Source organism: Pseudomonas japonica, assembly GCF_900188455.1.
GTDB classification, from domain to species: domain Bacteria; phylum Pseudomonadota; class Gammaproteobacteria; order Pseudomonadales; family Pseudomonadaceae; genus Aquipseudomonas; species Aquipseudomonas japonica.
Genome location: NZ_FZOL01000021.1, coordinates 38029 through 64618 on the forward strand (window position 1 = coordinate 38029; position 26590 = coordinate 64618).

At 64.3% G+C, this 26590-nt stretch carries 28 protein-coding genes; 12 read left to right on the plus strand and 16 right to left on the minus strand.

Annotated elements, in window-relative coordinates:
* Nucleotides 1-20: 20 nt before the first annotated feature.
* Both CHB99_RS22310 and CHB99_RS22315 read right to left on the minus strand, forming a co-directional pair.
* Nucleotides 21-638, minus strand: a complete 618-nt coding sequence (locus CHB99_RS22310) for a c-type cytochrome (RefSeq protein WP_042127651.1) — start codon at nucleotides 636-638, stop codon at nucleotides 21-23.
* Nucleotides 639-684: 46 nt separating this feature from the next.
* Complete coding sequence (locus CHB99_RS22315; RefSeq protein ID WP_042127649.1) at nucleotides 685-975, minus strand: c-type cytochrome; 291 nt, start codon at nucleotides 973-975, stop codon at nucleotides 685-687.
* A 192-nt stretch (nucleotides 976-1167) separates the two neighbouring features.
* Here CHB99_RS22315 and yihA point away from each other — a divergent pair, with 192 nt between their 5' ends.
* Complete coding sequence (yihA, locus tag CHB99_RS22320) at nucleotides 1168-1800, plus strand: ribosome biogenesis GTP-binding protein YihA/YsxC (protein ID WP_042127647.1); 633 nt, start codon at nucleotides 1168-1170, stop codon at nucleotides 1798-1800.
* Nucleotides 1801-2091: 291 nt separating this feature from the next.
* On the opposite strand, the gene polA is transcribed toward yihA, so the two are convergent.
* Nucleotides 2092-4905 carry a DNA polymerase I gene (gene polA, locus CHB99_RS22325; protein ID WP_042127645.1) on the minus strand — a complete coding sequence of 938 codons (2814 nt, stop codon included), beginning with the start codon at nucleotides 4903-4905 and terminating at the stop codon, nucleotides 2092-2094.
* Between the two features lie 74 nt (nucleotides 4906-4979).
* On the opposite strand from polA, the gene CHB99_RS22330 reads away from it, so the two are divergent.
* The gene (locus tag CHB99_RS22330; RefSeq protein WP_042127643.1) at nucleotides 4980-5267 is read left to right on the plus strand and encodes a DUF2782 domain-containing protein; all 288 of its coding nucleotides are present in this window, start codon (nucleotides 4980-4982) and stop codon (nucleotides 5265-5267) included.
* Between the two features lie 63 nt (nucleotides 5268-5330).
* On the plus strand, nucleotides 5331-6281 hold the full coding sequence (locus CHB99_RS22335) for a homoserine kinase (RefSeq protein WP_042127714.1): 951 nt from the start codon (nucleotides 5331-5333) through the stop codon (nucleotides 6279-6281).
* Nucleotides 6282-6354: 73 nt separating this feature from the next.
* Here CHB99_RS22335 and CHB99_RS22340 read toward each other — a convergent pair whose 3' ends face one another.
* Nucleotides 6355-7293 carry a zinc ABC transporter substrate-binding protein ZnuA gene (locus CHB99_RS22340; RefSeq protein WP_042127641.1) on the minus strand — a complete coding sequence of 313 codons (939 nt, stop codon included), beginning with the start codon at nucleotides 7291-7293 and terminating at the stop codon, nucleotides 6355-6357.
* 66 nt (nucleotides 7294-7359) lie between these two features.
* On the opposite strand from CHB99_RS22340, the gene zur reads away from it, so the two are divergent.
* The 7 genes from zur (at nucleotide 7360) to CHB99_RS22375 (ending at nucleotide 12903) form a co-directional block, all read left to right on the plus strand.
* Nucleotides 7360-7842 (plus strand): zinc uptake transcriptional repressor Zur, encoded by a 483-nt coding sequence (zur, locus tag CHB99_RS22345; protein ID WP_042127639.1) that lies wholly within the window; start codon nucleotides 7360-7362, stop codon nucleotides 7840-7842.
* Nucleotides 7842-8609, plus strand: coding sequence for a zinc ABC transporter ATP-binding protein ZnuC (gene znuC, locus CHB99_RS22350; RefSeq protein WP_042127637.1), 768 nt, complete (start codon nucleotides 7842-7844; stop codon nucleotides 8607-8609). The genes zur and znuC overlap by 1 nt, the downstream gene beginning before the upstream one ends.
* Nucleotides 8602-9384, plus strand: a complete 783-nt coding sequence (gene znuB / locus CHB99_RS22355; RefSeq protein WP_042127635.1) for a zinc ABC transporter permease subunit ZnuB — start codon at nucleotides 8602-8604, stop codon at nucleotides 9382-9384. The genes znuC and znuB overlap by 8 nt, the downstream gene beginning before the upstream one ends.
* Before the next feature lie 101 nt (nucleotides 9385-9485).
* Nucleotides 9486-10202 (plus strand): PA5502 family lipoprotein, encoded by a 717-nt coding sequence (locus CHB99_RS22360; protein ID WP_042127634.1) that lies wholly within the window; start codon nucleotides 9486-9488, stop codon nucleotides 10200-10202.
* A 193-nt stretch (nucleotides 10203-10395) separates the two neighbouring features.
* A complete protein-coding gene (locus CHB99_RS22365) occupies nucleotides 10396-11403 on the plus strand; it encodes a methionine ABC transporter ATP-binding protein (protein ID WP_042127632.1) in 1008 nt (335 codons plus the stop codon).
* Nucleotides 11403-12074 carry a methionine ABC transporter permease gene (locus tag CHB99_RS22370; protein WP_042127630.1) on the plus strand — a complete coding sequence of 224 codons (672 nt, stop codon included), beginning with the start codon at nucleotides 11403-11405 and terminating at the stop codon, nucleotides 12072-12074. The genes CHB99_RS22365 and CHB99_RS22370 overlap by 1 nt, the downstream gene beginning before the upstream one ends.
* Nucleotides 12075-12129: 55 nt before the next feature.
* The gene (locus CHB99_RS22375; protein ID WP_042127628.1) at nucleotides 12130-12903 is read left to right on the plus strand and encodes a MetQ/NlpA family ABC transporter substrate-binding protein; all 774 of its coding nucleotides are present in this window, start codon (nucleotides 12130-12132) and stop codon (nucleotides 12901-12903) included.
* A 79-nt stretch (nucleotides 12904-12982) separates the two neighbouring features.
* Here the strand turns inward: CHB99_RS22375 and CHB99_RS22380 are convergent, their stop codons facing one another.
* Genes CHB99_RS22380 through CHB99_RS22400 form a run of 5 tightly spaced genes read right to left on the minus strand, consistent with a single transcriptional unit; the run spans nucleotide 12983 to nucleotide 16893 of the window.
* Complete coding sequence (locus tag CHB99_RS22380; protein WP_042127626.1) at nucleotides 12983-13615, minus strand: SCO family protein; 633 nt, start codon at nucleotides 13613-13615, stop codon at nucleotides 12983-12985.
* A complete protein-coding gene (gene cyoE, locus CHB99_RS22385; RefSeq protein WP_042127624.1) occupies nucleotides 13612-14511 on the minus strand; it encodes a heme o synthase in 900 nt (299 codons plus the stop codon). Before cyoE ends, CHB99_RS22380 begins: the two co-directional genes overlap by 4 nt.
* Nucleotides 14496-15578 carry a COX15/CtaA family protein gene (locus CHB99_RS22390; protein WP_042127622.1) on the minus strand — a complete coding sequence of 361 codons (1083 nt, stop codon included), beginning with the start codon at nucleotides 15576-15578 and terminating at the stop codon, nucleotides 14496-14498. The genes cyoE and CHB99_RS22390 overlap by 16 nt, the downstream gene beginning before the upstream one ends.
* A 9-nt stretch (nucleotides 15579-15587) precedes the next feature.
* Nucleotides 15588-16181 (minus strand): hypothetical protein, encoded by a 594-nt coding sequence (locus tag CHB99_RS22395; RefSeq protein ID WP_042127620.1) that lies wholly within the window; start codon nucleotides 16179-16181, stop codon nucleotides 15588-15590.
* Nucleotides 16147-16893 carry an SURF1 family protein gene (locus tag CHB99_RS22400; RefSeq protein ID WP_042127617.1) on the minus strand — a complete coding sequence of 249 codons (747 nt, stop codon included), beginning with the start codon at nucleotides 16891-16893 and terminating at the stop codon, nucleotides 16147-16149. Before CHB99_RS22400 ends, CHB99_RS22395 begins: the two co-directional genes overlap by 35 nt.
* Before the next feature lie 60 nt (nucleotides 16894-16953).
* Between CHB99_RS22400 and CHB99_RS22405 the strand changes: the two genes are divergently transcribed.
* The gene (locus tag CHB99_RS22405) at nucleotides 16954-17157 is read left to right on the plus strand and encodes a twin transmembrane helix small protein (protein ID WP_042127616.1); all 204 of its coding nucleotides are present in this window, start codon (nucleotides 16954-16956) and stop codon (nucleotides 17155-17157) included.
* Between the two features lie 9 nt (nucleotides 17158-17166).
* On the opposite strand, the gene CHB99_RS22410 is transcribed toward CHB99_RS22405, so the two are convergent.
* From CHB99_RS22410 to coxB, 4 genes are read right to left on the minus strand one after another with little or no spacing between them, the layout of a single operon-like run.
* Nucleotides 17167-18054, minus strand: a complete 888-nt coding sequence (locus tag CHB99_RS22410; RefSeq protein WP_042127614.1) for a cytochrome c oxidase subunit 3 — start codon at nucleotides 18052-18054, stop codon at nucleotides 17167-17169.
* Between the two features lie 12 nt (nucleotides 18055-18066).
* Nucleotides 18067-18636 carry a cytochrome c oxidase assembly protein gene (locus tag CHB99_RS22415; RefSeq protein ID WP_042127612.1) on the minus strand — a complete coding sequence of 190 codons (570 nt, stop codon included), beginning with the start codon at nucleotides 18634-18636 and terminating at the stop codon, nucleotides 18067-18069.
* A gap of 15 nt (nucleotides 18637-18651) precedes the next feature.
* Nucleotides 18652-20244, minus strand: coding sequence for a cytochrome c oxidase subunit I (ctaD, locus tag CHB99_RS22420; RefSeq protein ID WP_042127610.1), 1593 nt, complete (start codon nucleotides 20242-20244; stop codon nucleotides 18652-18654).
* 22 nt (nucleotides 20245-20266) lie between these two features.
* A complete protein-coding gene (gene coxB / locus CHB99_RS22425; protein WP_042127607.1) occupies nucleotides 20267-21394 on the minus strand; it encodes a cytochrome c oxidase subunit II in 1128 nt (375 codons plus the stop codon).
* Between the two features lie 368 nt (nucleotides 21395-21762).
* On the opposite strand from coxB, the gene CHB99_RS22430 reads away from it, so the two are divergent.
* Nucleotides 21763-22416 carry a hypothetical protein gene (locus CHB99_RS22430; RefSeq protein ID WP_042127605.1) on the plus strand — a complete coding sequence of 218 codons (654 nt, stop codon included), beginning with the start codon at nucleotides 21763-21765 and terminating at the stop codon, nucleotides 22414-22416.
* Between the two features lie 69 nt (nucleotides 22417-22485).
* Here CHB99_RS22430 and CHB99_RS22435 read toward each other — a convergent pair whose 3' ends face one another.
* The 3 genes from CHB99_RS22435 to CHB99_RS22445 all read right to left on the minus strand — a co-directional run bounded on the left by CHB99_RS22435 (nucleotide 22486) and on the right by CHB99_RS22445 (nucleotide 26251).
* Entirely contained in the window at nucleotides 22486-24018 is a 1533-nt protein-coding gene (locus tag CHB99_RS22435; protein WP_042127603.1) for a SulP family inorganic anion transporter, read from the minus strand.
* Nucleotides 24019-24224: 206 nt separating this feature from the next.
* Nucleotides 24225-24947 carry a carbonic anhydrase gene (locus tag CHB99_RS22440; RefSeq protein WP_042127601.1) on the minus strand — a complete coding sequence of 241 codons (723 nt, stop codon included), beginning with the start codon at nucleotides 24945-24947 and terminating at the stop codon, nucleotides 24225-24227.
* A gap of 245 nt (nucleotides 24948-25192) precedes the next feature.
* Nucleotides 25193-26251, minus strand: coding sequence for a PA0069 family radical SAM protein (locus CHB99_RS22445; RefSeq protein WP_042127599.1), 1059 nt, complete (start codon nucleotides 26249-26251; stop codon nucleotides 25193-25195).
* Between the last annotated feature and the right edge of the window lie 339 nt (nucleotides 26252-26590).

Genomic DNA, 26590 nt, shown 5'->3' on the forward strand with positions numbered 1-26590 from the left:
CGTTAACGTGCCTGCCCGGATCAGTGCAGACCCTGGATGTAGCTGGCCAGTGCCTGGATGTCCTTGTTGCTCAGCTTGGAAGCGATGGTGCGCATGGTGGTGGCATCGCCGTCGTTGGTACGGTCGCCTTCGCGGAAATCGGTCAGCTGCTTGGTGATGTACTGCGCGTGCTGGCCACCCAGGTGCGGGAAGCCGGCGGCGGCCAGGCCAGCGCCGTTGGGCGAGTGGCAACCGGTGCAGGCAGGCAGGCCTTTCGACAGGTCGCCGCCGTTGAACAGCGCGCGGCCAGCTTCGACCAGTTTCGGATCGGCAGCGCCAACGCTGTTTTTCTGGCTGGAGAAGTACGCCGCGATATCGGCGAAGTCCTGGTCATTGAGGCTGGTCAGCATTCCGGTCATTTCCAGCACCGTACGCTTGCCCGACTTGATGTCATTGAGTTGCTTGATCAGGTAACGCTCGCCCTGGCCAGCCAGTTTCGGGAAGTTCGGGGCCAGGCTGTTGCCGTCCGGATTGTGACAAGCGCCACAAACCGCCGTTTTCGCCTGACCGGCAGTAGCATCGCCAACGATCTTGTCAGCGGCATTGACGCCGCCTGTAACGCCCAGGGTCAACAGCAGACTCACGATAAGTTTGTTCATCAGCTAATCCAACTACGGCTAAGGGTGAAAGAGTTATGTATCGGGCCTACCGGCTCATCCAGCGGATGATTGCCTGGTAGTCCTCGGCACTGCAGTCCATGCACAATCCACGCGGTGGCATAGCCTTGAAACCCCGGGTTACGTGCCCGACCAATATCTCCATACCCTGCGCCAGCCTTGGCTCCCAGGCTGCACGGTCACCCGCTTGCGGGGCCTGTGGCAGCTGCCCGGCGTGACAGGCCGCACACGTGCGGTTGTACAACGCCTCGGGATCCTGTGTAGCCTGAGCGCTGGAAAACGGTATCAAGACACCGATTGCAAGCAGCCATTTCGTCATCGAACGACCCTTCAGGGTTGGGGGCTCATTGCGTTCTGTTGCGCAACCTTTAAAGTCTGGGCCCCCGTGCACATCGTCCTACGCTGGGATAATGCGCACACAAAATCTAGGGCATTATATACTCCCGTTGCCGAAACGGAAACGACACCACCTGCCGCACCCACCCCGGGCAACGCTCACTTCGGACATCCCATGCAAGTCAAAAACCCCATCCTCGGACTTTGCCAGACGGCAAAATTCGCCCTCAGTGCCGCCAAGGTCGACCAGTGTCCGCCTGACCAAGGCTACGAAGTCGCCTTCGCCGGGCGTTCCAACGCCGGCAAGTCCAGCGCACTCAACACCCTGACCCACGCCAGCCTGGCGCGCACCTCGAAAACCCCGGGTCGGACCCAGTTGTTGAACTTCTTCAGTCTGGACGACGATCGGCGTCTGGTCGACCTGCCGGGCTACGGATATGCGAAAGTTCCGATTCCGCTCAAGCAGCACTGGCAGCGCCATCTGGAGGCCTACCTGGGCAGCCGCGAGACCTTGAAGGGCCTGATCCTGATGATGGACGTGCGCCATCCGATGACCGACTTCGACAAGATGATGCTCGACTGGTCGAAAGCCAGCGGCATGCCGATGCACATCCTGCTGACCAAGGCCGACAAGCTCACCTTCGGCGCAGCCAAGAACACCCTGCTCAAGGTGCAGTCGGAAATCCGCAAGGGGTGGGGCGACAGCATCACCATCCAGCTGTTCTCGGCACCCAAGCGCCAGGGCCTGGAAGAAGCCTACGGCGTCCTCGCACGCTGGCTGGAACTGGCTGACAAGCCCGCGGAATAAGGGCTGCCCGGTAAATTCCGGGCAAAAAAAACCCCGGACTTCGTATGGGGAGGGGGAAGTTCGGGGTTCAAGTTCCAAACCGCTAGGGCGGGGTTCGGATATCTGCCAACACTTAACACAACATAGGAGCATTGAAGGGCTTCACCAGCCATTCAGTAACTCTGAGTGTCGGTTCACCGGATTAGTTCCAGCCGCGTTGAAACTATTTGCGATAAGTAGGAAATCTCTTAATCCCCGACTTTTCCAGTCGGATAATGCCGCGACCTTATGTCGCAGCATTTCCCCGCAAAATCAGTGCGCTTCGTCCCAGTTCGACCCAACACCCACATCCACCAGCAACGGCACGTCCAGTTGCGCGGCGTTGCTCATGTGCGGACGGATTTCCTCGCGAACGCGCTCGACCAGATCCTCGCGCACTTCCAGCACCAGTTCGTCGTGCACCTGGAGAATGACCCGGGCATCCAGTCCGGAGCTTTCCAGCCAGTTGTCCACGGCGACCATGGCGCGCTTGATGATATCCGCCGCGGTGCCCTGCATCGGCGCGTTGATCGCCGTGCGCTCGGCACCGGCGCGTTCCACCGGACGACTGGAGTTGATCGCCGGCAGGTACAGGCGGCGACCGAACAGGGTTTCCACGAAGCCCTGTTCCGCGGCCTGCTTGCGGGTGCTCTCCATGTACTCGCGAACGCCCGGGTAGCGGGCGAAGTAGGCATCGATATAGGCCTTGGCCTGCTTGGTTTCGACGCCGATGTCCTTGCCGAGTTTCTTCGCGCCCATGCCGTAGATCAGACCGAAGTTGATCGCCTTGGCGCTGCGGCGCTGGTCGGACGTCACCTGATCCAGCGCCACGTTGAACACTTCCGCTGCCGTCGCGGTGTGCACGTCCAGGCCGTCGCGGAACGCGCTCATCAGGCCTTCATCGCGGGACAGGTGGGCCATGATGCGCAACTCGATCTGCGAGTAGTCGGCCGCCAGCAGCTTGTACCCCGGCGGGGCGATGAAGGCCTGGCGAATACGTCGGCCTTCGGCGGTGCGCGCCGGGATGTTCTGCAGGTTCGGATCGCTGGACGACAGCCGCCCGGTGGCCGCCACTGCCTGGCCGTAGGAGGTGTGGATCCGCTGGGTACGCGGGTTGATCTGCTCCGGCAGGCGATCGGTATAGGTGCTCTTCAGCTTGCTCAGCGAGCGGTACTGCATGAGCACCCGTGGCAGCGGATAGCCTTCTTCGGCCAGTTCGTCCAGCACGTCCTCGGCGGTGGACGGCTGGCCCTTGGCGGTCTTCTTCAGCACCGGCAGGCCGAACTTGTCATAGAGGATGGCGCCCAGCTGACGCGGCGAACCCAGGTTGAACGGCTCGCCCGCCAGCTCGATGGCCTCGCGCTCCAGCTCGGCCATCTTGTCGCCCAGTTCCTGACTCTGGATCTTCAGCAGCTCAGGATCCACCAGCGCGCCCTGGCGCTCGATGCGCGCCAGTACCGGCACCAATGGCATCTCGATATCGGTCAGGACACTGGCCAGGCTCGGGATCGCCTGCAACTGCGGGAACAGGGCCTGGTGCAGGCGCAGGGTCACATCGGCGTCTTCCGCGGCATAGGGACCGGCCTTGTCCAGGTGGATCTGGTCGAAGGTCAGCTGCTTGGCGCCCTTGCCGGCGATGTCCTCGAATTTCACCGTGGTGTAGTCCAGGTATCTCTTCGCCAGGCTGTCCATGTCGTGCCGGGTCGCCGTGGCGTTGAGCACGTAGGATTCGAGCATGGTATCGAAGGCGATGCCGCGCACGCTGATGCCGTTGGCCTGGTCGCCGTCGATGGCGCAGTTGGCCAGGATGTTCATGTCGAACTTGGCGTGCTGGCCGACCTTGAGCTTGGCGGGGTCTTCCAGCAGCGGCTTCAGGGCCTTGAGCACCGCGTTGCGGTCCAGTTGCGTCGGGGCATCCGGGTAGCTGTGGGTCAGCGGGACGTAAGCCGCTTCATGGGCCTTCACCGCGAAGGACACGCCCACCAACTGCGCCTGGTGCGCATCGATGCCGGTGGTTTCGGTATCGAAGGCGAACAGCGGGGCCTCCTTGAGTTTCTGCAGCCAGGCGTCGAAACGAGCCTGGTCGAGGATGGTCTCGTACGTGGGCTCGACCGGTACCACGACTTCGGCCACCACCACAGCATCCTCGCTGACAGCGCCCACGGTCAGGTCCGGCACCGCCGCCGGGGCCGGTTGCGCGGCACGCCGGACCTCACGTTCCAGTTCGCCGATCCAGCCCTTGAACTCCAGCTCGGTGTACAGCGCCATCAACGTGTCGTAGTCCGGCTCGCCCAGGTGCAGGTCGTCGAGGCCGACATCCAGTTCGACGTCGCACTTGATGGTCGCGAGCTGATAGGACAGGAACGCCAGTTCCTTGCTTTCCAGGAGCTTGGCCGGCAGCGTCTTGGCGCCGCGGATGGGGAAGGTCGGTACCAGGTCGAGGTTGTCGTAGAGTTCCTTGATCCCGCCATTCACCCCGATCAGCAGGCCGACGGCGGTTTTCTCGCCGACACCCTTGACCCCGGGAATGTTGTCCGCGGTATCGCCCATCAGCGCCAGCAGGTCGATGATCTGCTCCGGAGCGACGCCGAATTTCCCTTTTACGCCTTCGATATCCAGCACGGTTCCGGTCATGGTGTTGACCAGCGTAACGTGCTCGTCCACCAGTTGGGCCATGTCCTTGTCGCCGGTGGAGACCACCACCGGGCGGGCCGCCGCGGCGCTGCTGCGGGCCAGGGTGCCGATCACGTCGTCGGCCTCGACACCCTCCACGCACAGCAGCGGGAAGCCCAGGGCGCGCACTGCGGCGTGCAGTGGTTCGATCTGCACGCGCATGTCGTCGGGCATGCTCGGGCGGTTGGCCTTGTAGTCGGCGAACAGCTCGTCGCGGAACGTCCCGCCCTTGGCATCGAACACCACGGCGAACGGGCTGTCCGGATACTGCTTGCGCAGGCTCCTGAGCATGTTCAGCACACCCTTGACCGCACCGGACGGCATGCCCTTCGAGGTGGTCAGCGGTGGCAGCGCGTGGAAGGCACGGTAGAGGTACGAAGAACCGTCCACCAGGACGAGGGGGGTTTGGCTCATGAGCGGAATCAACCTTTTCGACGGGCCCGGCGCTAGAATGTCCGGATCATTGACGACAAAGGGACAAGGTTATCATGGGTACATTAAATCGCCTGTTGTTGCTCGGCCTGCTGGTTGCCACGCCTGTCGCGGCCCTGGCAGCGGACGATGCGCCCTCCGCCGAGCCGGAAGTAACCATTCGCCAGGAAGGTGACAAAACCATTCAGGAATACCGTCAGAACGGCTTCCTGTACGCGATCAAGGTCACACCGAAGAACGGCAAGCCGTACTTCCTGGTGCGTGCCGACGGTAGCGACGCCAATTTCATCCGGTCCGACCAGCCCGACATGCTGATTCCTTCGTGGAAGATCTTCGAGTGGTGATGCGGACCGTTAACATCCACCTGGCACGTCGCGAGGACGTGCCTGCATGAGCCGTTTTTGACCATGTCTGTGTTCACCCCCCTGACCCGGCCCGAGCTGGAAACCTTTCTGGCCCCCTATGGACTGGGCCGTCTGCTGGACTTCCAGGGCATCGCCGCCGGTACCGAGAACAGCAACTTCTTCATCAGCCTCGAACAGGGGGAGTTCGTACTGACGCTGGTAGAGCGCGGGCCGATCCAGGACCTGCCATTCTTCATCGAACTGCTCGATGTGCTCCACGAAGCCGACCTGCCGGTGCCCTACGCCCTGCGCACTACCGACGGCGTGGCCCTGCGCGAACTGGCCGGCAAGCCGGCGCTGCTGCAACCGCGCCTGGCGGGCAAGCACGTCAAGGCGCCGAATGCCCAGCATTGCGTGCAGATCGCGGAGTTCATGGCCCATCTGCACCTGGCGACCCGCGACAAGGTACTGGAACGCAAGACCGACCGCGGTCTGGACTGGATGCTGGAAGCCGGCAACGAGTTGATGGGCCGTCTGAGCCCTGAACAGCAGGTGCTGCTCAAGGGCAGTCTGGAGGAGATCAGCGTCAATCATGCGCGGATCATGGCGCTGCCACGGGCCAACGTGCATGCCGACCTGTTCCGCGACAACACCATGTTCGAAGGCACGCACCTGACCGGTGTGATCGACTTCTACAACGCCTGCTCCGGCCCGATGCTGTACGACCTGGCGATCACTCTCAACGACTGGTGCTGCGACGAAGCCGGCAACATCGATGCGCAACTCGCCCGCGCCTTCCTGGGTGCCTACGCGGCGCTGCGGCCGTTCACCGCGGCGGAAGCCGAACTGTGGCCAGTGATGTTGCGGGTGGCGTGCGTGAGGTTCTGGCTGTCGCGCTTGATCGCGGCGGAATCGTTCGCCGGGATGGATGTGCTGATCCATGATCCGGCGGAGTTCGAGGTGCGTTTGGTGGCGCGGCAGAATGTCGAGGTGATGTTGCCGTTCGCACTTTGATCCATTGGGACCGCTGCGCGGTCCTTCGCGACGGTTCGGCGCGAAGGGCTGCAAAGCAGCCCCAACCCAGGCACTACAGGCTCTCCAGACACCCCGCCAGGCCATTCCCCAGGTTATCCAGCAGCGCCTCATAGCCCTTGGCATCCACCGCCAGGGTCCCACCGAGCGCATCCAACTCCGCCAGTTTCACCGGCAACCCGGCCGTCAGGGTCTCGGCCAGACGCGGGCGCAGCGGTGGCTCGCTGAACACACAGGTCTTGCCCGCTTCCTGCAGGCGCTTGCGCATCGCCGCCACATGCTGGGCGCCCGGCTGCACTTCCGCGGCCACGCTGAACACCCCGGCATGCTTGAGACCATAGGTCGACTCGAAGTAATCGAACGCCTCGTGGAAAACGAAGAACGGCTTGCCCGCCACCCCAGCCATGCGCGTTTTCAGGCGCTGGTCCAGCGCGTCGAGACGCGCGTCGAACGCCGTCAGGTTGCTCTGGTAACGCGCCGCGTTGGTCGGGTCGACGGCACTCAGGTCGCTGGCCATGCGCGCCGCGATCACCCGGGCATTGACCGTCGACAGCCACAGGTGCGCATCGAGGCTGCCGGGACGGTGGTCATGATCGTGCTCGTCAGCATCGTCGCCGTGTTCTTCATGTTCCTCGTGGGAATGGCTGTCCTCGCCGAAGTGACGCAGGCTCATGCCCGGCAGGCTCTGCACCGCCACGGTTGGCTTGCCGCGACTGCCCAGGACGCGCGGCAGGAAACCCTCCATGTCCGGGCCGATCCAGTACAGCAGATCGACCTCGGCCACCCGCCGCACATCGGACGGACGCAGCGCGTAATGGTGGGGCGAAGCCCCCGGCGGCAGCAGCACTTCCGGTCGGCCGACGCCGTCCTGAACCGCCGCGGCGATCAACTGCAGCGGCTGGATGCTGGTCAATACCCGGACCTCGGCGCGGGCCGGAGACAACACGACCAACGTTGAGACAAAAGCGACAAAAAGGGCAAAAAATCGGGACACGATGAGCGCTCATTGATGCAAGAACAGGTAACATAATAACGTCTCTCACCAGAACCGTCGCCGCCCATGCCCAATACTCCCCTGGCCAGCCGCCCACACGATCATTCCCATTGCGTTCACACCGCCCTGGCCGAAGCCGATGCCCTGTGCGCACGCCAGGGGCTGCGCCTGACCGCCCTGCGCCGGCGGGTGCTGGAACTGGTCTGGCAGAGCCACAAGCCGCTGGGTGCCTATGACATCCTCGCCGTGCTGAGCGAACAGGATGGCCGTCGCGCGGCGCCGCCGACCGTCTATCGGGCGCTGGATTTCCTTCTGGAAAACAGCCTGGTGCACCGCATCGCTTCGCTCAACGCCTTCATCGGCTGCAACCACCCGGAGCATGCGCACCAGGGCCAGTTCCTGATCTGCCGCAGCTGCCACGTGGCGATCGAGCTGGAGCAGGCGACGATCAGCAACGCCATCGTCGCCAGCGCCAATGACGTCGGCTTCAGCGTCGAAGCGCAGACCGTCGAAGTGGTCGGACTCTGCGGCAACTGCCGGAGCGCCTGATGAGCAACGCCTTGATCCGCCTGCAGCAGGTGGGCGTCGCCATTTCCGGGCAGACCATCCTCGACAGCATCGACCTGACCGTCGAACCCGGGCAGATCGTCACCCTGATCGGCCCCAACGGCGCCGGCAAGACCACCCTGGTGCGCGCCGTGCTCGGCCTGCTCAAGCCGGGCAGCGGCAGCGTCTGGCGCAAGCCGAAGCTGCGCATCGGCTACATGCCGCAGAAACTCCAGGTGGACGCGACCCTGCCGCTCTCGGTGCTGCGCTTCCTGCGCCTGGTCCCTGGCGTCGACCGCGCCGCGGCGCTGGCCGCGCTGGAGGAAGTCGGCGCCGAACAGGTGATCGACAGCCCGATCCAGACCATCTCCGGCGGCGAAATGCAGCGCGTGCTGCTGGCCCGCGCCCTGCTGCGCGAGCCGGAGTTGCTGGTGCTGGACGAACCGGTGCAGGGCGTCGATGTCGCCGGCCAGGCCGAGCTGTACAGCCTGATCACCCGCCTGCGCGATCGCCATCGCTGCGGCGTGCTGATGGTGTCCCACGACCTGCACCTGGTGATGAGCACTACCGACCAGGTGGTCTGCCTCAACCGCCATGTCTGCTGTTCCGGGCACCCGGAGCAGGTCAGCGGCGACCCGGCCTTCGTCGAGCTGTTCGGCAACAACGCGCCGAGCCTGGCGATCTATCACCACCATCACGACCACAGCCACGACCTGCACGGCTCGGTGGTCACGCCCCATGTCCACGGAGAAAACTGCAAGCATGGCTGATTTCCTGCTCTACGCCCTGCTCGCAGGCCTGGCCCTGGCCGTGGTCGCCGGTCCGCTCGGCTCCTTCGTGGTCTGGCGGCGCATGGCCTATTTCGGCGACACCCTGTCCCACGCCGCGCTGCTCGGCGTGGCCCTCGGTTTCATGCTCGACATCAGCCCGGCGCTGGCGGTCACCGTCGGCTGCCTGCTGCTGGCGATTCTCCTGGTCACCCTGCAACAGCGCCAGCCGCTGGCCTCGGACACCCTGCTCGGGATCCTCGCGCCGAGCACCCTGTCCCTCGGCCTGGTGGTGCTGAGCTTCATGCACGACGTGCGCATCGACCTGATGGCCTACCTGTTCGGCGATCTGCTGGCGATCAGCCCGACGGACCTCGGCTGGATCCTCGGCGGCAGCGCCGCGGTGCTGCTGCTGATGGTCGGCCTGTGGCGGCCGCTGCTGGCGGTGACCGTGCACGAGGAACTGGCGCGGGTCGAAGGCCTGCCGGTGACCGGCCTGCGCCTGGCCCTGATGCTGCTGATCGCGGTCGTGATCGCCGTGGCGATGAAGATCGTCGGCGTGCTGCTGATCACCTCGCTGCTGATCATCCCCGCCGCCGCCGCCCAGCGCCATGCCCGCTCGCCGGAGCAGATGGCCCTCGGCGCCAGCCTGATCGGCGTGGTCGCGGTGTGTGGCGGGCTGGCCATGTCCTGGTTCAAGGACACCCCCGCCGGCCCCTCGATCGTGGTCTGTGCCGCGGTGCTATTCTTGCTGAGCCTGGCCCTGCCCCGGCGCTGACCGGGGCGTGGATCGCACGAGCGAGCGTGAAGGAATGATGTTTCCGGCCTTGGACTGGGTGTAGACTTGCTCGTTTTTCGCGCAAATAGAGAGTCGTAGGAATGAAGCCGTTCGCCTCCCGTTATCTGCTCCTTGCCGCGTTTTCCCTGATTCTGTCCGCCTGCGCCAGCAAGCCGGCGGAAAGCCCCGCCGCGCCCGCCACGCCAGATGCCTGGCAGCAGTTGCAGCAGAGCATCGCCAGCAACGAGTTGGCCACCGCCGAGGAGCAATTGGCCACGCTGCAGGAGCAGACGCCGGACGACAGCCGCCTGGAGCCATACCAGCGCCAGCTCGCCGAGGCTTACCTGCAACGCAGCCAGATCGTGCTGCAGAAGGGTGACGTCAACGCCGCGGCCACCGCCCTGAGCCGTGCCCGCGCGCTGATGCCCAAGGCCCCGGCGCTGACCGGCGGGGTCAACGGCGCCATCACCCAGGCACGCAAGGCCGAGCTGGAGCGTGCCGAAGCGGCACTGAAAGCGGCCGAGTCCAAGCCCAAGGCCAAGGTCATCGACCCGACCGCGCCCAGCACGGTGATCGCCCTGGAGATTCGCGAGATCGGCAAGCTGCGCCGCCAGCTCGACGATATCGCCGCCGACGTGGTGAATTACCAGTGCGAGGTGCTGTTCCAGGTGCCGCGCAAGGCGGACTACCCGTGGCTGTCGACCTTGCTGGGCAAACGGGTGAACAAGCGCGATGCCGGGTTCGAGCTGCAGCAGCGTCATGAAATCCAGCGCAGCCAGCCGGCGCAAGTCGTGCTCACGCCTCGCCGCACCGAGTAACCGTTTTGGGGGCCGCTTTGCGGCCCTTCACGCGTTCGCCCGGATGCGTTCCATCCGATTGACCACTGATCGCGTTATTCCGCAGGCATCGGTGGATTACGAAATAAATGCTAAGAACCTCTAAGCGAACAGGCTAAAATGCGCGACCGGCTAACCGCTGATCCCATTCAATGCGCCCCACAAGGTTCGCTACGTGATCGAGTTCCAACAAGTCCACAAGACCTACCGCGTCGGCGGTAGGGACATTCCCGCGCTGCACCCCACCAGCCTGAGCATCGACAACGGCCAGGTGTTCGGCCTGATCGGCCACTCCGGTGCCGGCAAAAGCACCCTGCTGCGCCTGATCAACCGCCTGGAAGCCCCCAGCGGCGGCAAGATCATCGTCGACGGCGAAGACGTCACCGCGTTCGACGCCAGCCACCTGCGCCGCTTCCGCCAGCAGGTCGGGATGATCTTCCAGCACTTCAACCTCCTGGCCTCGAAGACCGTCGCCGACAACGTCGGCCTGCCGCTGACCCTGGCCGGCGAGCTGTCGCGCAAGGAAATCGACGCGCGGGTCGCCGAACTGCTGCAACGCGTCGGCCTGGCCGAGCATGCAAAGAAATACCCGGCGCAACTGTCCGGCGGGCAGAAGCAGCGCGTCGGCATCGCCCGCGCCCTGTCGACCCGGCCGAAGATCCTGCTGTGCGACGAGGCCACCAGCGCCCTCGATCCGCAGACCACTGCCGCGGTCCTGCAACTGCTGGCGGAAATCAACCGCGAACTGAAGCTGACCATCGTGCTCATCACCCATGAAATGGACGTGATCCGCCGCGTCTGCGACCAGGTCGCGGTGATGGACGCCGGGCGCATCGTCGAGCAGGGCCCGGTGGCCGAAGTGTTCCTGCATCCGAAGCACCCGACCACCAAGCGCTTCGTCCAGGAAGACGAACAGATCGACGAAGCCGAACAGCGCGACGACTTCGCCCATGTCCCGGGCCGCATCATTCGCCTGACCTTCCAGGGCGACGCCACCTACGCACCGCTGCTGGGTACCGTGGCCCGTGAGACGGGTGTGGACTACAGCATCCTCGCCGGACGCATCGACCGCATCAAGGACACGCCCTACGGGCAACTGACCCTGGCCGTCACCGGCGGCGACATGGACGCCGCCTTCGCCCGCTTCAGCGCGGCCGACGTTCATATGGAGGTGCTGCGCTGATGGACGCCCTGAGTTTCTTCGCCAACGTCGACTGGTCCGAGATCTGGCTGGCCACCGGCGACACCTTCATCATGCTGTTCGGCTCGCTGTTCTTCACCGTCCTGCTGGGCCTGCCGCTGGGCGTGCTGCTGTTCATGTTCGGCCCGCGGCAGATGTTCGAGCAGAAGGGCATCTACGCCCTGCTGTCGCTGGTGGTGAACATCCTGCGCTCACTGCCGTTCATCATCCTGCTGATCGTGATGATCCCGATCACCGTGCTGATCACCGGCACCTCGCTGGGTGTCCAGGGCGCCATCCCGCCGCTGGTGGTGGGGGCCACGCCATTCTTCGCGCGCCTGGTGGAAACCGCGCTGCGCGAAGTGGACCGCGGCATCATCGAGGCGACCCAGTCGATGGGCGCCAGCACCCGGCAGATCATCATGAACGCGCTGTTGCCGGAAGCACGGCCGGGCATCTTCGCCGCCATCACCGTCACCGCCATCACCCTGGTGTCCTACACCGCCATGGCCGGCGTGGTGGGCGCGGGCGGCCTCGGCGACCTGGCGATCCGCTTCGGCTACCAGCGTTTCCAGACCGACGTGATGATCGTCACCGTGGTCCTGCTGCTGATCCTGGTTCAAGTTCTGCAGAGCGTCGGCGACAAACTGGTTGTGCATTTTTCCCGTAAATAAGGGTCGGCGTGACCGACACACCGGGGGTCACAGGGCCCCCTCAAGGAGTGATGGAATGAAAAAACTGCTTGCTGCTGTCGCCGCCTTCGCGGCCATTTCCGCCAATGCCGCGGAAACCCTGAGCGTCGCCGCCACCGCGGTGCCGCACGCCGAGATCCTCGAGTTCGTCAAGCCGACCCTGGCCAAGGAAGGCGTGGACCTCAAGGTCAAGGTCTTCACCGACTACATCCAGCCCAACGTGCAGGTCGCGGAAAAGCGCCTGGACGCCAACTTCTTCCAGCACCAGCCGTACCTGGATGAATTCAACAAGGGCAAGGGCACCAACCTGGTGAGCGTGGCCGGCGTGCACCTGGAGCCGCTGGGCGCCTATTCGAGCAAGTTCAAGAAGCTGGACGAGATCCCGTCCGGTGCCAACGTGGTGATCCCGAACGACGCCACCAACGGCGGCCGTGCCCTGCTGCTGCTGCAGAAGGCCGGTCTGATCAAGCTGAAGGACGCCGCGAACATCCTGTCGACGCCGAAGGACATCGCCGAGAACCCGAAAGGCCTGAAGATCCGCGAACTGGAAGCCGCCACCCTGCCGCGCGTGCTGACCCAGGTCGACCTGGCGCTGATCAACACCAACTACGCGCTGGAAGCCAAGCTGAACCCGGAGAAGGACGCGCTGGTCATCGAAGGCAACGACTCGCCTTACGTGAACATCCTGGTGGCCCGTCCTGACAACAAGGACTCCCAGGCACTGCAGAAGCTGGTCGGTGCCCTGCACTCGCCAGAGGTGAAGCAGTTCATCATCGAGAAGTACAAGGGCGCGGTGATTCCGGCGTTCTGATTTACCCGCGGCCGCCACGCTACCCCTGTAGGAGCGTGGCTTGCCCGCGAAGGACCGCGCAGCGGTCCCCTATCCCGCCTCAATCCCGCTTCACCAACCCCGGCAATTGCGCCACCAGCTTCTGGTTGTTGAACGGCGCCCGAATGAACCCCCGCTGCGCCCCATCCGGCCCGATGATCGCCAGGTTGCCGCTGTGATCCACGGTATACCCCGGCTTGCTGGTATCCGCCGGAATGAACGGAATGCTCAAGGCATTGGCCAGTTTCTGCGTGGCATCCAGCGAGCCGGTCAGGCCGCGGAAATCCTTGTCGAAATAGCCCAGGTACTGCTTGAGCTGCGCCGGCGTGTCGCGGTTCGGGTCGACGCTGACCAGCACCACCTGCATGCGCTCCAGCGCCTCCTTCGGCAGTTCGCTCTTCACCTGACGCAACTGCGCCAGCGTGGTCGGGCAGATGTCCGGGCAGAAGGTGTAGCCGAAGAACACCAGCGACCACTTGCCCTTCAGCTGATCGACCCGCACCGGCTGGCCGTCCGCGTCGCTCATTTCCAGCTCGGGTACCGCGCGGCTCTGCGGCAGGAGGATGATGCCGGCGTCGATCAGCTCAGCCGGGTTGCCCTGGCTGCGGCCATTGAGCACCTTGTTGATGGTAAGCCCGAGAATCAATGCGACCAGGGCGACGAGGATGAAGACGGTTTTCTGGGTTCGAGTCATAGATTCAACAACAGGTAGTGGTCTACAAGCAGCGCGATGAAGAGCAGGAACAGGTACCAGACAGAGTACTTGAAGGTCTTGATCGCAGCGTGCGGCCGAACGCCACGGTACAACACCCAGGCCCACTGCAGGAAGCGCAGCCCCAGGAGCACGGCGCAGGCGAGATAGAGCGGCCCACTCATATGGATGGCGAATGGCAGCAGGCTCACCGCAAGCAATGCACAGGTGTAGAGCAGGATGTGCACCTTGGTGTAGTGCTCGCCATGGGTCACCGGCAGCATGGGGATGTCCGCCTTGGCGTATTCGGCCTTGCGGTGGATGGCCAGGGCCCAGAAATGCGGCGGGGTCCAGGCGAAGATGATCAGCACCAGCAGCAGCGGTTCGGCGCTCAGGTGGCCGCTGACCGCCACCCAGCCCAGCAACGGCGGCGCCGCCCCGGCCAGGCCGCCGATCACGATGTTCTGCGGCGTGGCGCGCTTGAGAAAGCCGGTGTAGATCACCGCATAGCCCAGCAGCGAGGCCAGGGTCAGCCAGGCAGTGAGGGGATTGGTGAAGGCCAGCAGCAAGGCCATCCCGACCAGCGCCAGCAGCAGGGCGAACAGCAGCGCCGGCAGCGGCGCGACCCGGCCCTCGGCCAGCGGGCGCTTGTGGGTGCGCGCCATCAGCGCGTCGATGCGCCGGTCCACCACATGATTGACCGCCGCCGCCGCGCCGGCGCAGCAACCGATGCCGAGGTTGCCGAACAGCAGCACGGTCCACGGCACACCCGCGCGGGTGGCGAGAAACATGCCGACCAGCGAGGTGATCAGCATCAGCACCACCACCTTGGGCTTGGTCAGTTCCAGATAATCACGCCAGCCGGCGCGGACCTGGCCTTCGCTCAGAAGCGCTGCCATGGATTGTCTCCCAGATAGTGAACGTCACCCGCCAGGCGCAGCGGCGTGAGGCGCCAGCCAAGGCTGACCCGCCGCGCCCGCGGCTGCATCACCAGACGGGTGCGGTAGTTGACCAGAACCATGCTCAGCAGCAGTCCGGCGCCACCGGCGTTGTGCGCCACCGCCACCGCCAGCGGCAGGTGGAACAGCACGTTGCTGATGCCCAGGGCGATCTGCAGCAGCAGCGCCGCGACCACCAGCTTCGCCAGGCGCCGCAGGCCGAAGCGGTGCAGCTGCCAGGCCAGGGTCAGCAGCACGCAGGTCACGATCAGCGCGCCGAGCCGATGGGTGATATGGATCGCGGTACGTGCCTCGCTGTCGAGCTGGCCACCGAGGTAGTTGGGGCCGATGTGCTGGGTCAGGTGGAAGCCGTTGGCGAAGTCCGCCTGCGGCCACCACTCGCCATGACAGGTCGGCAGGTCGATGCAGGCCACCGCCGCATAGTTGGCGCTGACCCAGCCGCCCAGGGCGATCTGGCCGATCACCAGCAGCAACCCCAGCGCCGCCAGACGACGAAGCCGTCGCGGCAGGCCGGGCAGCGGCATATAGGCGCGAGACAGACGCAGGCTCAGGAGAAACAACAGGCTCAAGGTCGCGAAGCCGCCCAATAAATGCGCGGTGACCACCTGCGGCCAAAGTTGCAGGGTCACCGTCCACATGCCGAACGCCGCCTGCACGAACACCACCCCGAGCACCAGCAGCGGCAGGCGATAGGGCTGGCCGTCACGCCCGTGGCGGCGCAGTGCCTGTACCGCCAGCATGGCGATGACCAGGGCCAGGGTGCCGGCGAAGTAACGGTGGACCATCTCGTTGCGGCCCTTGTGCGCCTCCACCGGCGAATCGGGGAAATGCAGCTCGGCATGGGCCAGTTGCGCCTCGGTCTTCGGCACGCTGATGAACCCGTAGCAACCCGGCCAGTCCGGGCAACCGAGACCGGCGTGGGTCAGGCGGGTGTAGGCACCGAGCAGCACCACCAGCAGCGCCAGCCCGGTGGCGAACACGGCGAGGCGATATCCAGGACGGGTCATGGCGCGCTCCTAACCGATGTTGGACAGTTTGAGCAGGTGACGCAGGTCGTTGAGCACATCCTTGCCCTTGACCCGCGCGTCGTAGCGCAGCACCAGATTGCCGTGGGGATCGACGATCCACAGTTGCGCCTCGTCGCGCTTGGGCGCGAGCGCGCCATAGCGCGTAGCGTCCAGCGGATAACGCTGCAATTGCGGATATTCGCTCTGCAGCCTGGCCAGGTAGTCGCCGCTCACCGGCTCGACGCTGGCCAGGGCATGCGCGGCGCGGCTGGCGTCACGGCCCAGGCCGATATTGATCTGCCGCGCCAGGTAGACCAGTTGCTGGCAATCGACGGCGCATCCCTTCGGCGCGCTGACCAGCAACTGCCAGCGCGCGTCCTCGGCCTGCACACCGAGGTCGGCGAGGGTCTGGCCGTTGCCGATCATCTCGCCGTGATAGCTGCGACCGTCCGGCACCCAGAACTGCAGTTTGTACATGCCGGTGGCGAGCAGCATCGGCCCGATCACCACCAGCAGGATCAGGATCAGTTGCAGGCGTCCTCTGGCCCGGCCACGCGGGGCCTTGCCGTCAGACATGTCGAGTGGTCCCGTGGCGACTCCCATGCGATTTCTCCTTTTTATCGTGTCGATGCCATCCGAAGTACAGGTAGAGCGCGATCAGGGCCGTCGCCAGGGCGAACCACTGCACGGCGTAGCCCAGGTGTTTTTCCGGGCTGAGGGCGACCGGCGGCCAGTCCACCCGGTAGCTGGCCGGCCCCGCTTCCAGGCGCAGTTCGTAGGGGTAGCCGTCGCGGGCCAGCTGCGCCCAGAGGTGTGTGGGTTCGGCGCTGTTGAGCAGGCGCGGAAACTCGCCGGCGGGTGCATCGGCGCGCAGCAGGAAGCTGGCACCGGGGGCGATGTAGACCCAGGCGGTCAGGTCGAGCGTGGCTTGCGGGGTGTCGAAGCTCGCCGCCACGCGGCGGTCCGGCCATGGCAGCCAGCCGCGGTTGACCAGCCACCAGTGCCCGCTGGGCTCGTCGAAGAAGGGTTGCAGCAGCTCGACGCCGGCATGACCGTCACGCATGCGGCTGTCCAGCAGCAGGCTGTGTTCGCCATCGAAATGACCGCGCAGGTGCACGCGGCGATACGCCGGATCGGCCTGCTCAAGCAGTTGCCCGGCAGGCACCGGCGCCTCGATTTCACGCTCGGCGTAGACATTCAGCAGCGCACGCTTTTCATCCGCGCGACCGAGCTGCCAGAAGCCCAGGCCGACCAGCAGCGGCAGCAACGCCAGCACCACCAGGGTCGGCACCAGGCCGGGACGAAAGGGTCTCATCGGGCCCCCGCAAGGGCTGTCGCTATACTGAAAGGCATCACTTCCCCCGGAGTATTCGCCATGCTCAAAGCCGCGATCGTTGTGATGTTGCTGGCTACCATCGCCAGTCTGTTCAGCGGCCTGGTGTTCCTGGTCAAGGACGACGGGCAGTCCACTCGCCTGTTGAAAGCCCTGACCCTTCGCGTCTGCCTGGCCGCCGTGACCCTCGGCCTGATCACCTGGGGTTTCGTCAGCGGCCAGTTGGTGTCGCACGCGCCCTGGTAGATCCTCCCGTCACAGCACGTAGACGAAGATGAACAGTCCCACCCAGACCACATCGACGAAGTGCCAGTACCAGCTGGCCGCCTCGAAACCGAAGTGCTTGTCCGCGTTGAAGTGACCGCGCAGGATCCGCATCAGCATCACGAACAGAATCAGGGTGCCCATGGTCACGTGGGCACCGTGGAAGCCCGTGAGCATGAAGAAGGTCGCGCCGTAGATCCCCGAACCGAGGGTCAGGCCCAGATGGGTGTAGGCCTCGTGGTACTCGTAGGCCTGCAGGATGAGAAACGCCACGCCGAGGACGATGGTCAGGGCCAGCCAGAACTTCAGCGGACCGCGATGATCCTTGCGCAGGGCATGGTGGGCGAAGGTGATGGTCACGCTGGAACTGACCAGCAGGATGGTGTTGATCAGCGGCAGGTGCCAGGGGTCGATGACGTCCTTCGGCGGCGGGAACAGTTTCGGGTCCGGGGTGTGCAGCAGCGGCCAGGTGAACTGGAAGTTCGGCCAGAGCATGTGCGTCACGCCTTTCGCCCCCTCGCCGCCGAGCCACGGGCCGGCCAGGTGGCGCACGTAGAACAGCGTGCCGAAGAAGGCGATGAAGAACATCACCTCGGAGAAGATGAACCACGACATGCCCCAGCGGAACGAGCGGTCCATCTGCGGGCTGTACAGGCCGGCGTGGCTTTCCTTGATCACCGCGCCGAACCAGCCGAACAGCATGTAGGCCAGGCACAGGGCGCCGACGAAGAAGATCAGCGGCCCATGGGAGTCCGGATGCCCGGCCTTCATGTCGTTGAACCAGGTGCCGAGGCCGAACACCGTGATGAACATGCCGATGGTGGCGATGATCGGCCACTTGCTTTGCGCCGGTACGTAGTAGTGCTCGTGAGAGGCCATGGATTGTTCTCCTTATCGGGCGCTCTGCGGGTTCGTGCTGGCCACGTGGGCGACCGGCGGTTGGCGAGCGGTGATATCGAACAGCGTGTAGGCGAGCGTCAGGTGTTTCACATCCCTGGGCAGGTCGCGGTCGACGATGAAACGCACCGGCATCTCGATGCGCTCACCCGGCTGCAGCACCTGCTGGCTGAAGCAGAAACATTCGGTCTTGTGGAAATACGCCGCCGCCTCGGCCGGTGAAATGCTCGGGATGGCCTGGGCGGTCATGGGTTTGTCGGTCGGGTTGTGGGCGACGAAGATCATCTGGTTCACCGCCCCCGGGTTGACGTCGATCTGGTCGGCACTGGAGTAGAAGTCCCAGACCATGTCGATGGCATTGGTGGACAGGAACTGCACTTTCACCGAACGCTCCGGGTCGACCATCTGCGTGCCCTGGTACTGGCCGCCGGTCTTGCCGTTGATGCCGAAGGCGCGGCACATCACGTCGTAGATCGGCACCAGGGCGAAGCCGAAGGCGAACATCAGCACCGCCAGCAGCAGCAGGCGGGTGACCAGACGCCTGATCGAGATGCCCTCGCTCATGACCGCGGCCCTCCTTTATTTCACGTCCGGTGGCGTCTGGAAGGTGTGGTACGGCGCCGGCGACGGCACGGTCCACTCCAGGCCATCGGCACCGTCCCAGGGTTTCGCCGGAGCCGGCTGGCCACCGCGGATGCACTTGATGACGATGAACAGGAACAGCAACTGCGTGGTGCCGAACATGAAGGCACCGATCGAGCTGATCATGTTGAAGTCGGCGAACTGCAGGTTGTAGTCCGGGATCCGCCGCGGCATGCCGGCCAGGCCGACGAAGTGCATGGGGAAGAACGCCAGGTTCATGCCGACGAAGGACAGCCAGAAGTGCAGCTTGCCCAGGGTTTCGTCGTACATGTGCCCGGTCCACTTCGGCAGCCAGTAGTAGGCCGAGGCGAAGATGCCGAAGATCGCCCCGGGCACCAGCACGTAGTGGAAGTGCGCGACCACGAAGTAGGTGTCGTGGTACTGGAAGTCCGCCGGGGCGATGGCCAGCATCAGCCCGGAAAAGCCGCCGATGGTGAACAGGATGACGAACGCCACGGCGAACAGCATCGGCGTTTCGAAGGTCAGCGAGCCTTCCCACATGGTGCTCACCCAGTTGAACACCTTCACCCCGGTGGGCACGGCGATCAGCATGGTGGCGTACATGAAGAACAGCTCGCCCACCACCGGGATGCCGACCACGAACATGTGGTGGGCCCAGACGATGAACGAGAGGAAGGCGATCGCCCCGGTGGCGTAGACCATCGAGGTGTAGCCGAACAGCGGCTTGCGCGAGAACGCCGGGATGATCGAACTGACCGCGCCGAAGGCGGGCAGGATCATGATGTACACCTCGGGATGACCGAAGAACCAGAACACGTGCTGGAACAGCACCGGGTCGCCGCCGCCGGCGGCACTGAAGAAGCTGGTGCCGAAGTGGATGTCCATCAGCATCATGGTCACCACCCCCGCCAGCACCGGCATCACCGCGATCAGCAGGAACGCGGTGATCAGCCAGGTCCAGACGAACAGCGGCATCTTCATCAGGGTCATGCCGGGGGCGCGCAGGTTGAGGATGGTGGCGATGACGTTGATCGCGCCCATGATCGAACTGATGCCCATCAGGTGGATGGCGAAGATGAAGAAGGTCACGCTCTGCGGCGCGTAGGTGGTGGACAGCGGTGCGTAGAAGGTCCAGCCGAAGTTCGGGCCGCCGCCGGGCATGAACAGGGTCGAGACCAGCAGCAGGAACGCCGCCGGCAGCAGCCAGAAGCTGAAGTTGTTCATCCGTGGCAGGGCCATGTCCGGCGCGCCGATCATCAGCGGGATCATCCAGTTGGCCAGGCCGACGAAGGCCGGCATGACCGCGCCGAAGACCATCACCAGACCATGCATGGTGGTCATCTGGTTGAAGAACTCCGGCTGGACGATCTGCAGGCCGGGCTGGAACAGCTCGGCACGGATCACCATGGCGAAGGAGCCACCCAGCAGAAACGCGCAGAAGGCGAACCACAGGTACATCGAGCCGATGTCCTTGTGGTTGGTGGTCAGCACCCAGCGCATCAGGCCCTTGGCCGGGCCGTGGGCGTGGTCATGCCCGGCATGACCGTGGTCGTCGATCACTGTGCTCATGTCCTGTCTCCTGAAAACCGGCTCATTTGCTTTCCGCCTGCTTGATCGCCAGCACGTCTTTCGGCGTGACCATGTCGCCCTTGTTGTTGCCCCAGGCGTTGCGTTCGTAGGTGACGACCGCGGCGATGTCGACTTCCGAGAGTTGCTTGCCGAACGCCGCCATGGCGGTGCCGGGCTTGCCGTGGAACACGATGCTCAGGTGATCCTCTTTCGGTCCGGTGGCGATCTTCGAGCCCTTCAGCGCCGGGAACATCGGCGGCAGGCCCTGGCCTTCGGCCTGGTGACAGGCGACGCAGGTGGTGTGGTAGACCTTGTCGCCGCGCTCCACCAGTTCCTGCAGGGTCCATTCCTTGCTGGTCAGCTCCTTGAGCTTGGCCGCCTCAGCCTTGCGTTCGCCGAGCCAGGTCTCGTAGTCGGCCTTGGACTTGACCTCGACCACCACCGGCATGAAGCCGTGGTCCTTGCCGCACAGCTCGGTGCACTGGCCGCGGTAGATGCCGGGCTTCTCGACCCGGGTCCAGGCCTCGTTGACGAAGCCGGGGATGGCGTCGCGCTTGACCGCGAAGGCCGGTACCCACCAGGAATGGATGACGTCGGCGGCGGTGACCAGGAAGCGCACCTTGGCGCCCACCGGCAATACCAGCGGCTGGTCGACTTCGAGCAGGTAGTGTTCGTCCTTGGGCGCCTTGCCGTGGATCTGCTCGGCCGGCGTCGCCAGGTTGCTGAAGAACTCGACGTCCTGGCCCAGGTACTTGTAGTGCCATTTCCACTGGTAGCCGGTGACCTGGATATCCACGTCCGATTCGCTGGCATCGTAGATCTCGATCAGCGTCTTGGTCGCTGGAATGGCCATGGCCACCAGGATCAGGAAGGGCACCACGGTCCACATGATTTCCACCCAGGTGTGCTCGTGGAAATGCGCCGGCTGCTGGCCGGTGGAACGGCGGTGGACGATCATCGACCAGAACATCGCCCCGAACACCACGAGGCCGATCACCACGCAGATCCAGAAGATGGTCATGTGCAGATCGAACACGGCGTTGCTGACGACGGTCGCCCCCGGCGCCATGTTCACCGTCCAGGCGGCATGCGCCGGGGTGAATAGCGACCACAACAGGAGGCCCATCCAGACGTGTGGATGTCGCATCATTGCGGGTTCCCCTTATCGTTCTTGTTATCCCGGAGGCGGGACCTGCGGAAGGGGGCACGACGTCAAGACTGCGGACTTCGACGGCGGCCCCCCGCTGCACTTCAGGCGGGCCTCATCAGCCAAAACTCACTCACAGCGGAGTATAGACAGGGGTCTCGACCACGCAATGCGGTCTCTGCAAACGTCTTTCGAGCCTTAATCGATCCGCCCGAAACGCTGTAAGACATTGACTTATAATGGTGATGGCACTTCGATATAACCCTGTTGCGCAAAGGGGCATAACGGTTATGAGAAATGAGTATTAGCGCACAGAAAAACTTGGCTAACTTAGTGTCTTCCGTTTGTCATCGCTTTTCCCTGGAGTTGTCATGAACATTGCCGCATTGCGCGAGCAGATCACCCGAGCCCAACAACACGAATCCGAAACCGGCCAACTGCAACAACAGCTCATCCATCAGTTGCCTCATCTTCATCCGTTGATCCAGTTACCCGAGCAGGACGCTCAGGGGGCGTTGAACCGTTTCGTCAACGCCTACATCGACCAGGTACCGGAAATGCTCGAAGCCGCGAACGCCGTTGCCCGCGAGGCGGGCATCGAGTCGCAGATCAAGCCGGTGCTGAAAATCGCCGAAGAATATTTCATTACCCCACCGCAGATCATGCACGGCCATGTCGGCCTCGATTGCCTGCTCGACGAAGCCTACCTGGCCCACCGCCTGGTGGAGGAAGTCAACGACCTGTACATCAAGCACTTCCAGCAACCGCTGATTCCGCTGGATACCACGGTGGCCAACCTGATTGCCCACCAACTGATCGGCGAAGAATTCGCCAACCAGCTGGATGAAGTGGTGCATCACTCGCTGGACAATATGCTCGACGACGCCAGCTTCGCCCTGGAGTCGGTGGAAGCCTACCGCGAGAAGCTGAGCAGCCCGGAGACGGGGGCGGCGTGGAAGCGCTGGCCGTGTCTGTCGCGGCAGTTGGGCGTCGGCCTGGAACTGGGGCAGGAACAGACTGCCTGATCGTCATTCGGCTGCTTCGCAGCCTTTCGCGCCGAACCGTCGCGAAGGGACGCAGAGCAGCCCCAACCCCTAAGCGCCCAATCCCCCGGTGGTACGCAACCGCCCCTCGACCCTCCGCTTCAAGCGCCGCGACTCGATCATCAGCCGCGAGCCGCTCCCCGCATTGGCCCGCCCCCAATCCTCCAGCAACTCAAGACAGGCATGATCGATGTAGCTCAGGTTGGCCAGCGGCACATGCAAGGTGGTGCCCGGCGGCACGCCGTCCAGTGCCTGGGTCAGTGCCGGTACTTTGAGGAAGGTCGCCGCCCCGCTCAGGCGCAGCTCCATGTGCCCCGGTTTTTCCAGGCTGGCGATACTGATCTTCAGCCGTGCCGCCTTCAGCGCCAGCTTCACCAGGGTCAGGGCGAAGCCCAGCAGCACACCCGTGAGCAGGTCGCTGAAGACGATCGCCAGCGCCGTCGCCGCATAGGTGAACATCGGCATCCGTCCATAGCGCCCCAGACCGCGGAAGGCCTTCAGGTCCACCAGTTTCACCCCGGTGAACACCAGCACGCCGGCCAGGCTCGCCACCGGGATCTGCTGCAGCACGCTGCCCAGCAGCACGACGAAGGCCAGCAGCCAGATGCCGTGGAACACCGCCGACAAGCGCGTCTTCGCCCCGGCCTGCACGTTGGCCGAACTGCGCACGATCACCCCGGTCATCGGCAGTGCACCGAGCACCCCGCAGATCATGTTGCCCACGCCCTGGGCCGACAGTTCGCGGTCGAAATCGGAACGCTGGCCGCTGTGCATACGGTCCACCGCTGCCGCCGAGAGCAGGGTTTCGGCACTGGCGATGAAGGCCAGGGCGAAGGCCGCGACCAGCAGCGTCGGATCTGCCAGGGCCAGCAGGTCCACCGGCTGCAGCCAGTCGATCGCCTCGCTCAGGTTGTCCGGCACCACCACGCGCCGCACCGGCAGGGCCAGCCCGATGCTCAGCAGCGTCATCAGACTCACCCCGAGCAAGGCGCCCGGCACGAAGCGCAAGGCGTGGGGCTTGCAGCGCTCCCAGCCCCACATCATGGCGATGGTGCCCAACCCGAGCGCCCCGGCCTGCCAGCCGTTGCCGGGGTTTTCCACAGGCAGCGCCTCGCCCAGCACCGCGGGAAAGCCCAGCAGGTTTTCCAGGCCCGAGGGCAGGGGCGAGTGGTCGAACATCACATGGATCTGCGACAGCACGATCAGTACGCCGATCCCGGCGAGCATCCCGTAGACCACCGCCGGCGCCGTGACCCGGAACCAGCAGCCGAGGCGAAAGCGTCCGGCCAGCAGTTGCAGCAAACCCGCCAGCAGCAGAATCGGCCCGAGCATGGCCATCCCGTGCTGGCGCACCAGCTCGAAGACCAGTACCGCCAGCCCCGCCGCCGGTCCGCTGACCTGCAACGGCGAACCGGCCAGCCAGCCCACCAGCAGACCGCCGACGATCCCGGTGATCAGGCCCTTGGCCGGGGGCATGCCGGAAGCGATGGCGATGCCCATGCACAGCGGCAGCGCCACCAGGAATACCACCACCGAAGCCAACAGATCCCGCGGCAGGGCCGCTTTGAAGTGCGTCATGTTCATCCTGTTCTCCTGTTCTTCCCGGCCCGTTCCTCTGGCCGCATATGCCCAGGCGTCGGCCTCCCGCCCGGATGCCGGGCAGGCGCAGGCCGCCAACGTCGTGGCAAGCTGTCAACACGTTTTCGAAGGCAGCCGACGCCCGTCCACAGGACCGCGGGGAGCGGTCCGTGGCGGGTCAGTCAGCGATGTTCAGGTGTCGCGACAAAGGCTTAGAAACGGCCTTTCGGGGTAGCGCTTGGAATCGGCTGGCCGCGGGTCAGCGGCAGGAAGGCGTCGCTTTCGGCGTCGTAGGCGGAGATCTCGCTGGTCTCGATGTTGTAGATCCAGCCGTGGATATACAACTGACCGGCCGCCAGGCGCGAGGCCACCGACGGGTGGGTGCGTAGGTGGTGCAACTGGGCGATGACGTTTTCCCGGGTCAGGACCTGCATGCTCTCGTGCTCGGTCCCGCAGTGGCAGTTGTCCTCGACCACGGTCCGGGCCACTTCGGCATGACGCAGCCAGGCCTTGACCGTCGGCATCTTCTCCAGGGTGTGCGGGTTGAGTACCGCGCGCATCGCGCCGCAGTCGGAGTGACCGCAGATGATGATGTGGTGCACGCCCAGCGCCATCACCGCGTACTCGATCGCCGTCGACACGCCACCGTTCATCTGTCCGTAGGGCGGGACCACATTGCCCACGTTACGGGTGACGAACAGATCGCCGGGCGAGCTCTGGGTAATCAGTTCGGGAACGATCCGCGAGTCGGCGCAGGTAATGAACATGGCCCGTGGCTTCTGGGCGTTGGCCAGTTTCTTGAACAGCTCTTCCTGTTGCGGGAAGACCTCGTGATGGAAATGCAGAAAGCCATCGACGATATGTTTCAGGGCGCCATCGGCAGTCTCGGCTTCAGCAGCAGCCGGGCCGGTCGGAGAGGGTTCCTTGTTCGACATGATTGATCCTCTGTGACAGGTTCGAAGGTAAGTCCATTTTACCGGGTTGGATTCAGACAGGCTTACGTCGTTTGGATTACAGATGTAGTCAACAAATCACATATTTTGCTGCCTGAATTCCTACGCTACTTTTCGAAACTTAACTCAAACTGAATTTTGAAGGCTCTAGGACGGGCATTACAGAGCAAATGGCAGGCTCTCGATAGTATCAAAAAAACATCAATTGCTATTGGCCATTATTGTTCTTACAACAACGACAACTGCCCACCCGGCGGACAAAACGCCGTGCAATCCAGCGCATACCCACCCCGACGGTTGAGGCCATAACGCCGGATCGCCTTGTCGAAGCGCTGCGCCAGCAGGTCGGCGAACACTCCTTCGCCGCGCATCCGTGCGCCGAAACGGCTGTCGTAGAGTTCACCGCCACGGCTCTGCCGGACCAGGCTGAGGACATGCTCGGCGCGTTGCGGGTAGTGGTCCCGCAGCCACTGCTCGAACAGCGGCGCCACTTCCAGCGGCAGGCGCAGCAGCATGTACGCGGCGCTCAGCGCGCCGGCCGCGCTGGCGGCTTCGAGCAGGCGTTCCAGTTCGCTGTCGTTGATCATCGGGATCATCGGCGAGCACAGCACACCGACGGGAATGCCCGCCCCCCGCATCACCCGGATCGCCCGCAGACGCGCCTTGGGCGCGGCGGCGCGAGGTTCGAGGGTGCGCTTCAGTTCGTCGTCGAGGGTGGTCAGGCTGATCATCACCGAAACCAGATTCTGCTTCGCCAGTTCGCTGAGCAGGTCGAGGTCGCGCAGGATCAGCGAACCCTTGGTGACGATGGTCACCGGATGGCGGTAGCGCAGCAGCACTTCCAGCAGGCGCCGGGTCAACTGCTGTTCACGCTCGATGGGCTGGTAGGGATCGGTATTGGAACCGAGATTGATCGGCGCGCAGACATAGCCCGGCTTCGACAGTTGTTGCTCCAGCACGGCGGCGGCGTTGGTCTTGGCGATCAGCTTGGTCTCGAAGTCGAGCCCCGGCGACAGGTCCCAGTAGGCGTGGCTCGGCCGTGCGTAGCAGTAGATACAGCCATGCTCGCAGCCGCGATAGGGATTGATCGAGCGGTCGAAGGGCAGGTCCGGCGAGTTGTTGCGGGTGATGATGGTCTTGGCGGTCTCGATGCGGATCTCGGTGCCCTGGGTCAGCGGCACTTCCTGGTACCAGCCATCGTCCTCGGCCACCGAACGGCTGGGGGCGAAGCGGTTGTGCGGGTTGTGAGGAGTACCGCGACCGCGGACTGGGGAAGGGGTGGTCATGATGAGAGACCTCGATACTGTGTTTTTATACAGTATCAGGTTTTGACTTGTCGTCCATGCCTTCTGTCGTGGCGGGAAATCGCGTTGTGGCTGACAGGTGCAAGGCGAAAGGTCTTGAGCGCGCTCCAGATCGAGCGCCGCCCGGCCCGCTCCCACATCTTCTGCAACGTGCCATGGCCTGTGAGATAGGCGTCGCCAGCCTTTGTCACTTGGCGATCTATCGCGGGGAAGCCCTTCGGGCCGACGCGATATCGCGTCGTGCAAACAAGGCGAACAACCATGGCCTGTCAGGCATAGGCACGTTGCAAAAGATGTGGGAGCGGGCCGGGCGGCGTTCCG

What these genes read in the sequence shown, in the direction of transcription:
- CHB99_RS22310 (WP_042127651.1), bottom strand. Translation starts at nt 638, where the DNA reads ATGAACAAACTTATCGTGAGTCTGCTGTTGACCCTGGGCGTTACAGGC.
- CHB99_RS22315 (WP_042127649.1), bottom strand. Translation starts at nt 975, where the DNA reads ATGACGAAATGGCTGCTTGCAATCGGTGTCTTGATACCGTTTTCCAGC.
- yihA (WP_042127647.1), top strand. Translation starts at nt 1,168, where the DNA reads ATGCAAGTCAAAAACCCCATCCTCGGACTTTGCCAGACGGCAAAATTC.
- polA (WP_042127645.1), bottom strand. Translation starts at nt 4,905, where the DNA reads ATGAGCCAAACCCCCCTCGTCCTGGTGGACGGTTCTTCGTACCTCTAC.
- CHB99_RS22330 (WP_042127643.1), top strand. Translation starts at nt 4,980, where the DNA reads ATGGGTACATTAAATCGCCTGTTGTTGCTCGGCCTGCTGGTTGCCACG.
- CHB99_RS22335 (WP_042127714.1), top strand. Translation starts at nt 5,331, where the DNA reads ATGTCTGTGTTCACCCCCCTGACCCGGCCCGAGCTGGAAACCTTTCTG.
- zur (WP_042127639.1), top strand. Translation starts at nt 7,360, where the DNA reads ATGCCCAATACTCCCCTGGCCAGCCGCCCACACGATCATTCCCATTGC.
- znuC (WP_042127637.1), top strand. Translation starts at nt 7,842, where the DNA reads ATGAGCAACGCCTTGATCCGCCTGCAGCAGGTGGGCGTCGCCATTTCC.
- znuB (WP_042127635.1), top strand. Translation starts at nt 8,602, where the DNA reads ATGGCTGATTTCCTGCTCTACGCCCTGCTCGCAGGCCTGGCCCTGGCC.
- CHB99_RS22360 (WP_042127634.1), top strand. Translation starts at nt 9,486, where the DNA reads ATGAAGCCGTTCGCCTCCCGTTATCTGCTCCTTGCCGCGTTTTCCCTG.
- CHB99_RS22370 (WP_042127630.1), top strand. Translation starts at nt 11,403, where the DNA reads ATGGACGCCCTGAGTTTCTTCGCCAACGTCGACTGGTCCGAGATCTGG.
- CHB99_RS22375 (WP_042127628.1), top strand. Translation starts at nt 12,130, where the DNA reads ATGAAAAAACTGCTTGCTGCTGTCGCCGCCTTCGCGGCCATTTCCGCC.
- CHB99_RS22380 (WP_042127626.1), bottom strand. Translation starts at nt 13,615, where the DNA reads ATGACTCGAACCCAGAAAACCGTCTTCATCCTCGTCGCCCTGGTCGCA.
- cyoE (WP_042127624.1), bottom strand. Translation starts at nt 14,511, where the DNA reads ATGGCAGCGCTTCTGAGCGAAGGCCAGGTCCGCGCCGGCTGGCGTGAT.
- CHB99_RS22390 (WP_042127622.1), bottom strand. Translation starts at nt 15,578, where the DNA reads ATGACCCGTCCTGGATATCGCCTCGCCGTGTTCGCCACCGGGCTGGCG.
- CHB99_RS22395 (WP_042127620.1), bottom strand. Translation starts at nt 16,181, where the DNA reads ATGGGAGTCGCCACGGGACCACTCGACATGTCTGACGGCAAGGCCCCG.
- CHB99_RS22400 (WP_042127617.1), bottom strand. Translation starts at nt 16,893, where the DNA reads ATGAGACCCTTTCGTCCCGGCCTGGTGCCGACCCTGGTGGTGCTGGCG.
- CHB99_RS22405 (WP_042127616.1), top strand. Translation starts at nt 16,954, where the DNA reads ATGCTCAAAGCCGCGATCGTTGTGATGTTGCTGGCTACCATCGCCAGT.
- CHB99_RS22410 (WP_042127614.1), bottom strand. Translation starts at nt 18,054, where the DNA reads ATGGCCTCTCACGAGCACTACTACGTACCGGCGCAAAGCAAGTGGCCG.
- CHB99_RS22415 (WP_042127612.1), bottom strand. Translation starts at nt 18,636, where the DNA reads ATGAGCGAGGGCATCTCGATCAGGCGTCTGGTCACCCGCCTGCTGCTG.
- ctaD (WP_042127610.1), bottom strand. Translation starts at nt 20,244, where the DNA reads ATGAGCACAGTGATCGACGACCACGGTCATGCCGGGCATGACCACGCC.
- coxB (WP_042127607.1), bottom strand. Translation starts at nt 21,394, where the DNA reads ATGATGCGACATCCACACGTCTGGATGGGCCTCCTGTTGTGGTCGCTA.
- CHB99_RS22430 (WP_042127605.1), top strand. Translation starts at nt 21,763, where the DNA reads ATGAACATTGCCGCATTGCGCGAGCAGATCACCCGAGCCCAACAACAC.
- CHB99_RS22435 (WP_042127603.1), bottom strand. Translation starts at nt 24,018, where the DNA reads ATGAACATGACGCACTTCAAAGCGGCCCTGCCGCGGGATCTGTTGGCT.
- CHB99_RS22440 (WP_042127601.1), bottom strand. Translation starts at nt 24,947, where the DNA reads ATGTCGAACAAGGAACCCTCTCCGACCGGCCCGGCTGCTGCTGAAGCC.
- CHB99_RS22445 (WP_042127599.1), bottom strand. Translation starts at nt 26,251, where the DNA reads ATGACCACCCCTTCCCCAGTCCGCGGTCGCGGTACTCCTCACAACCCG.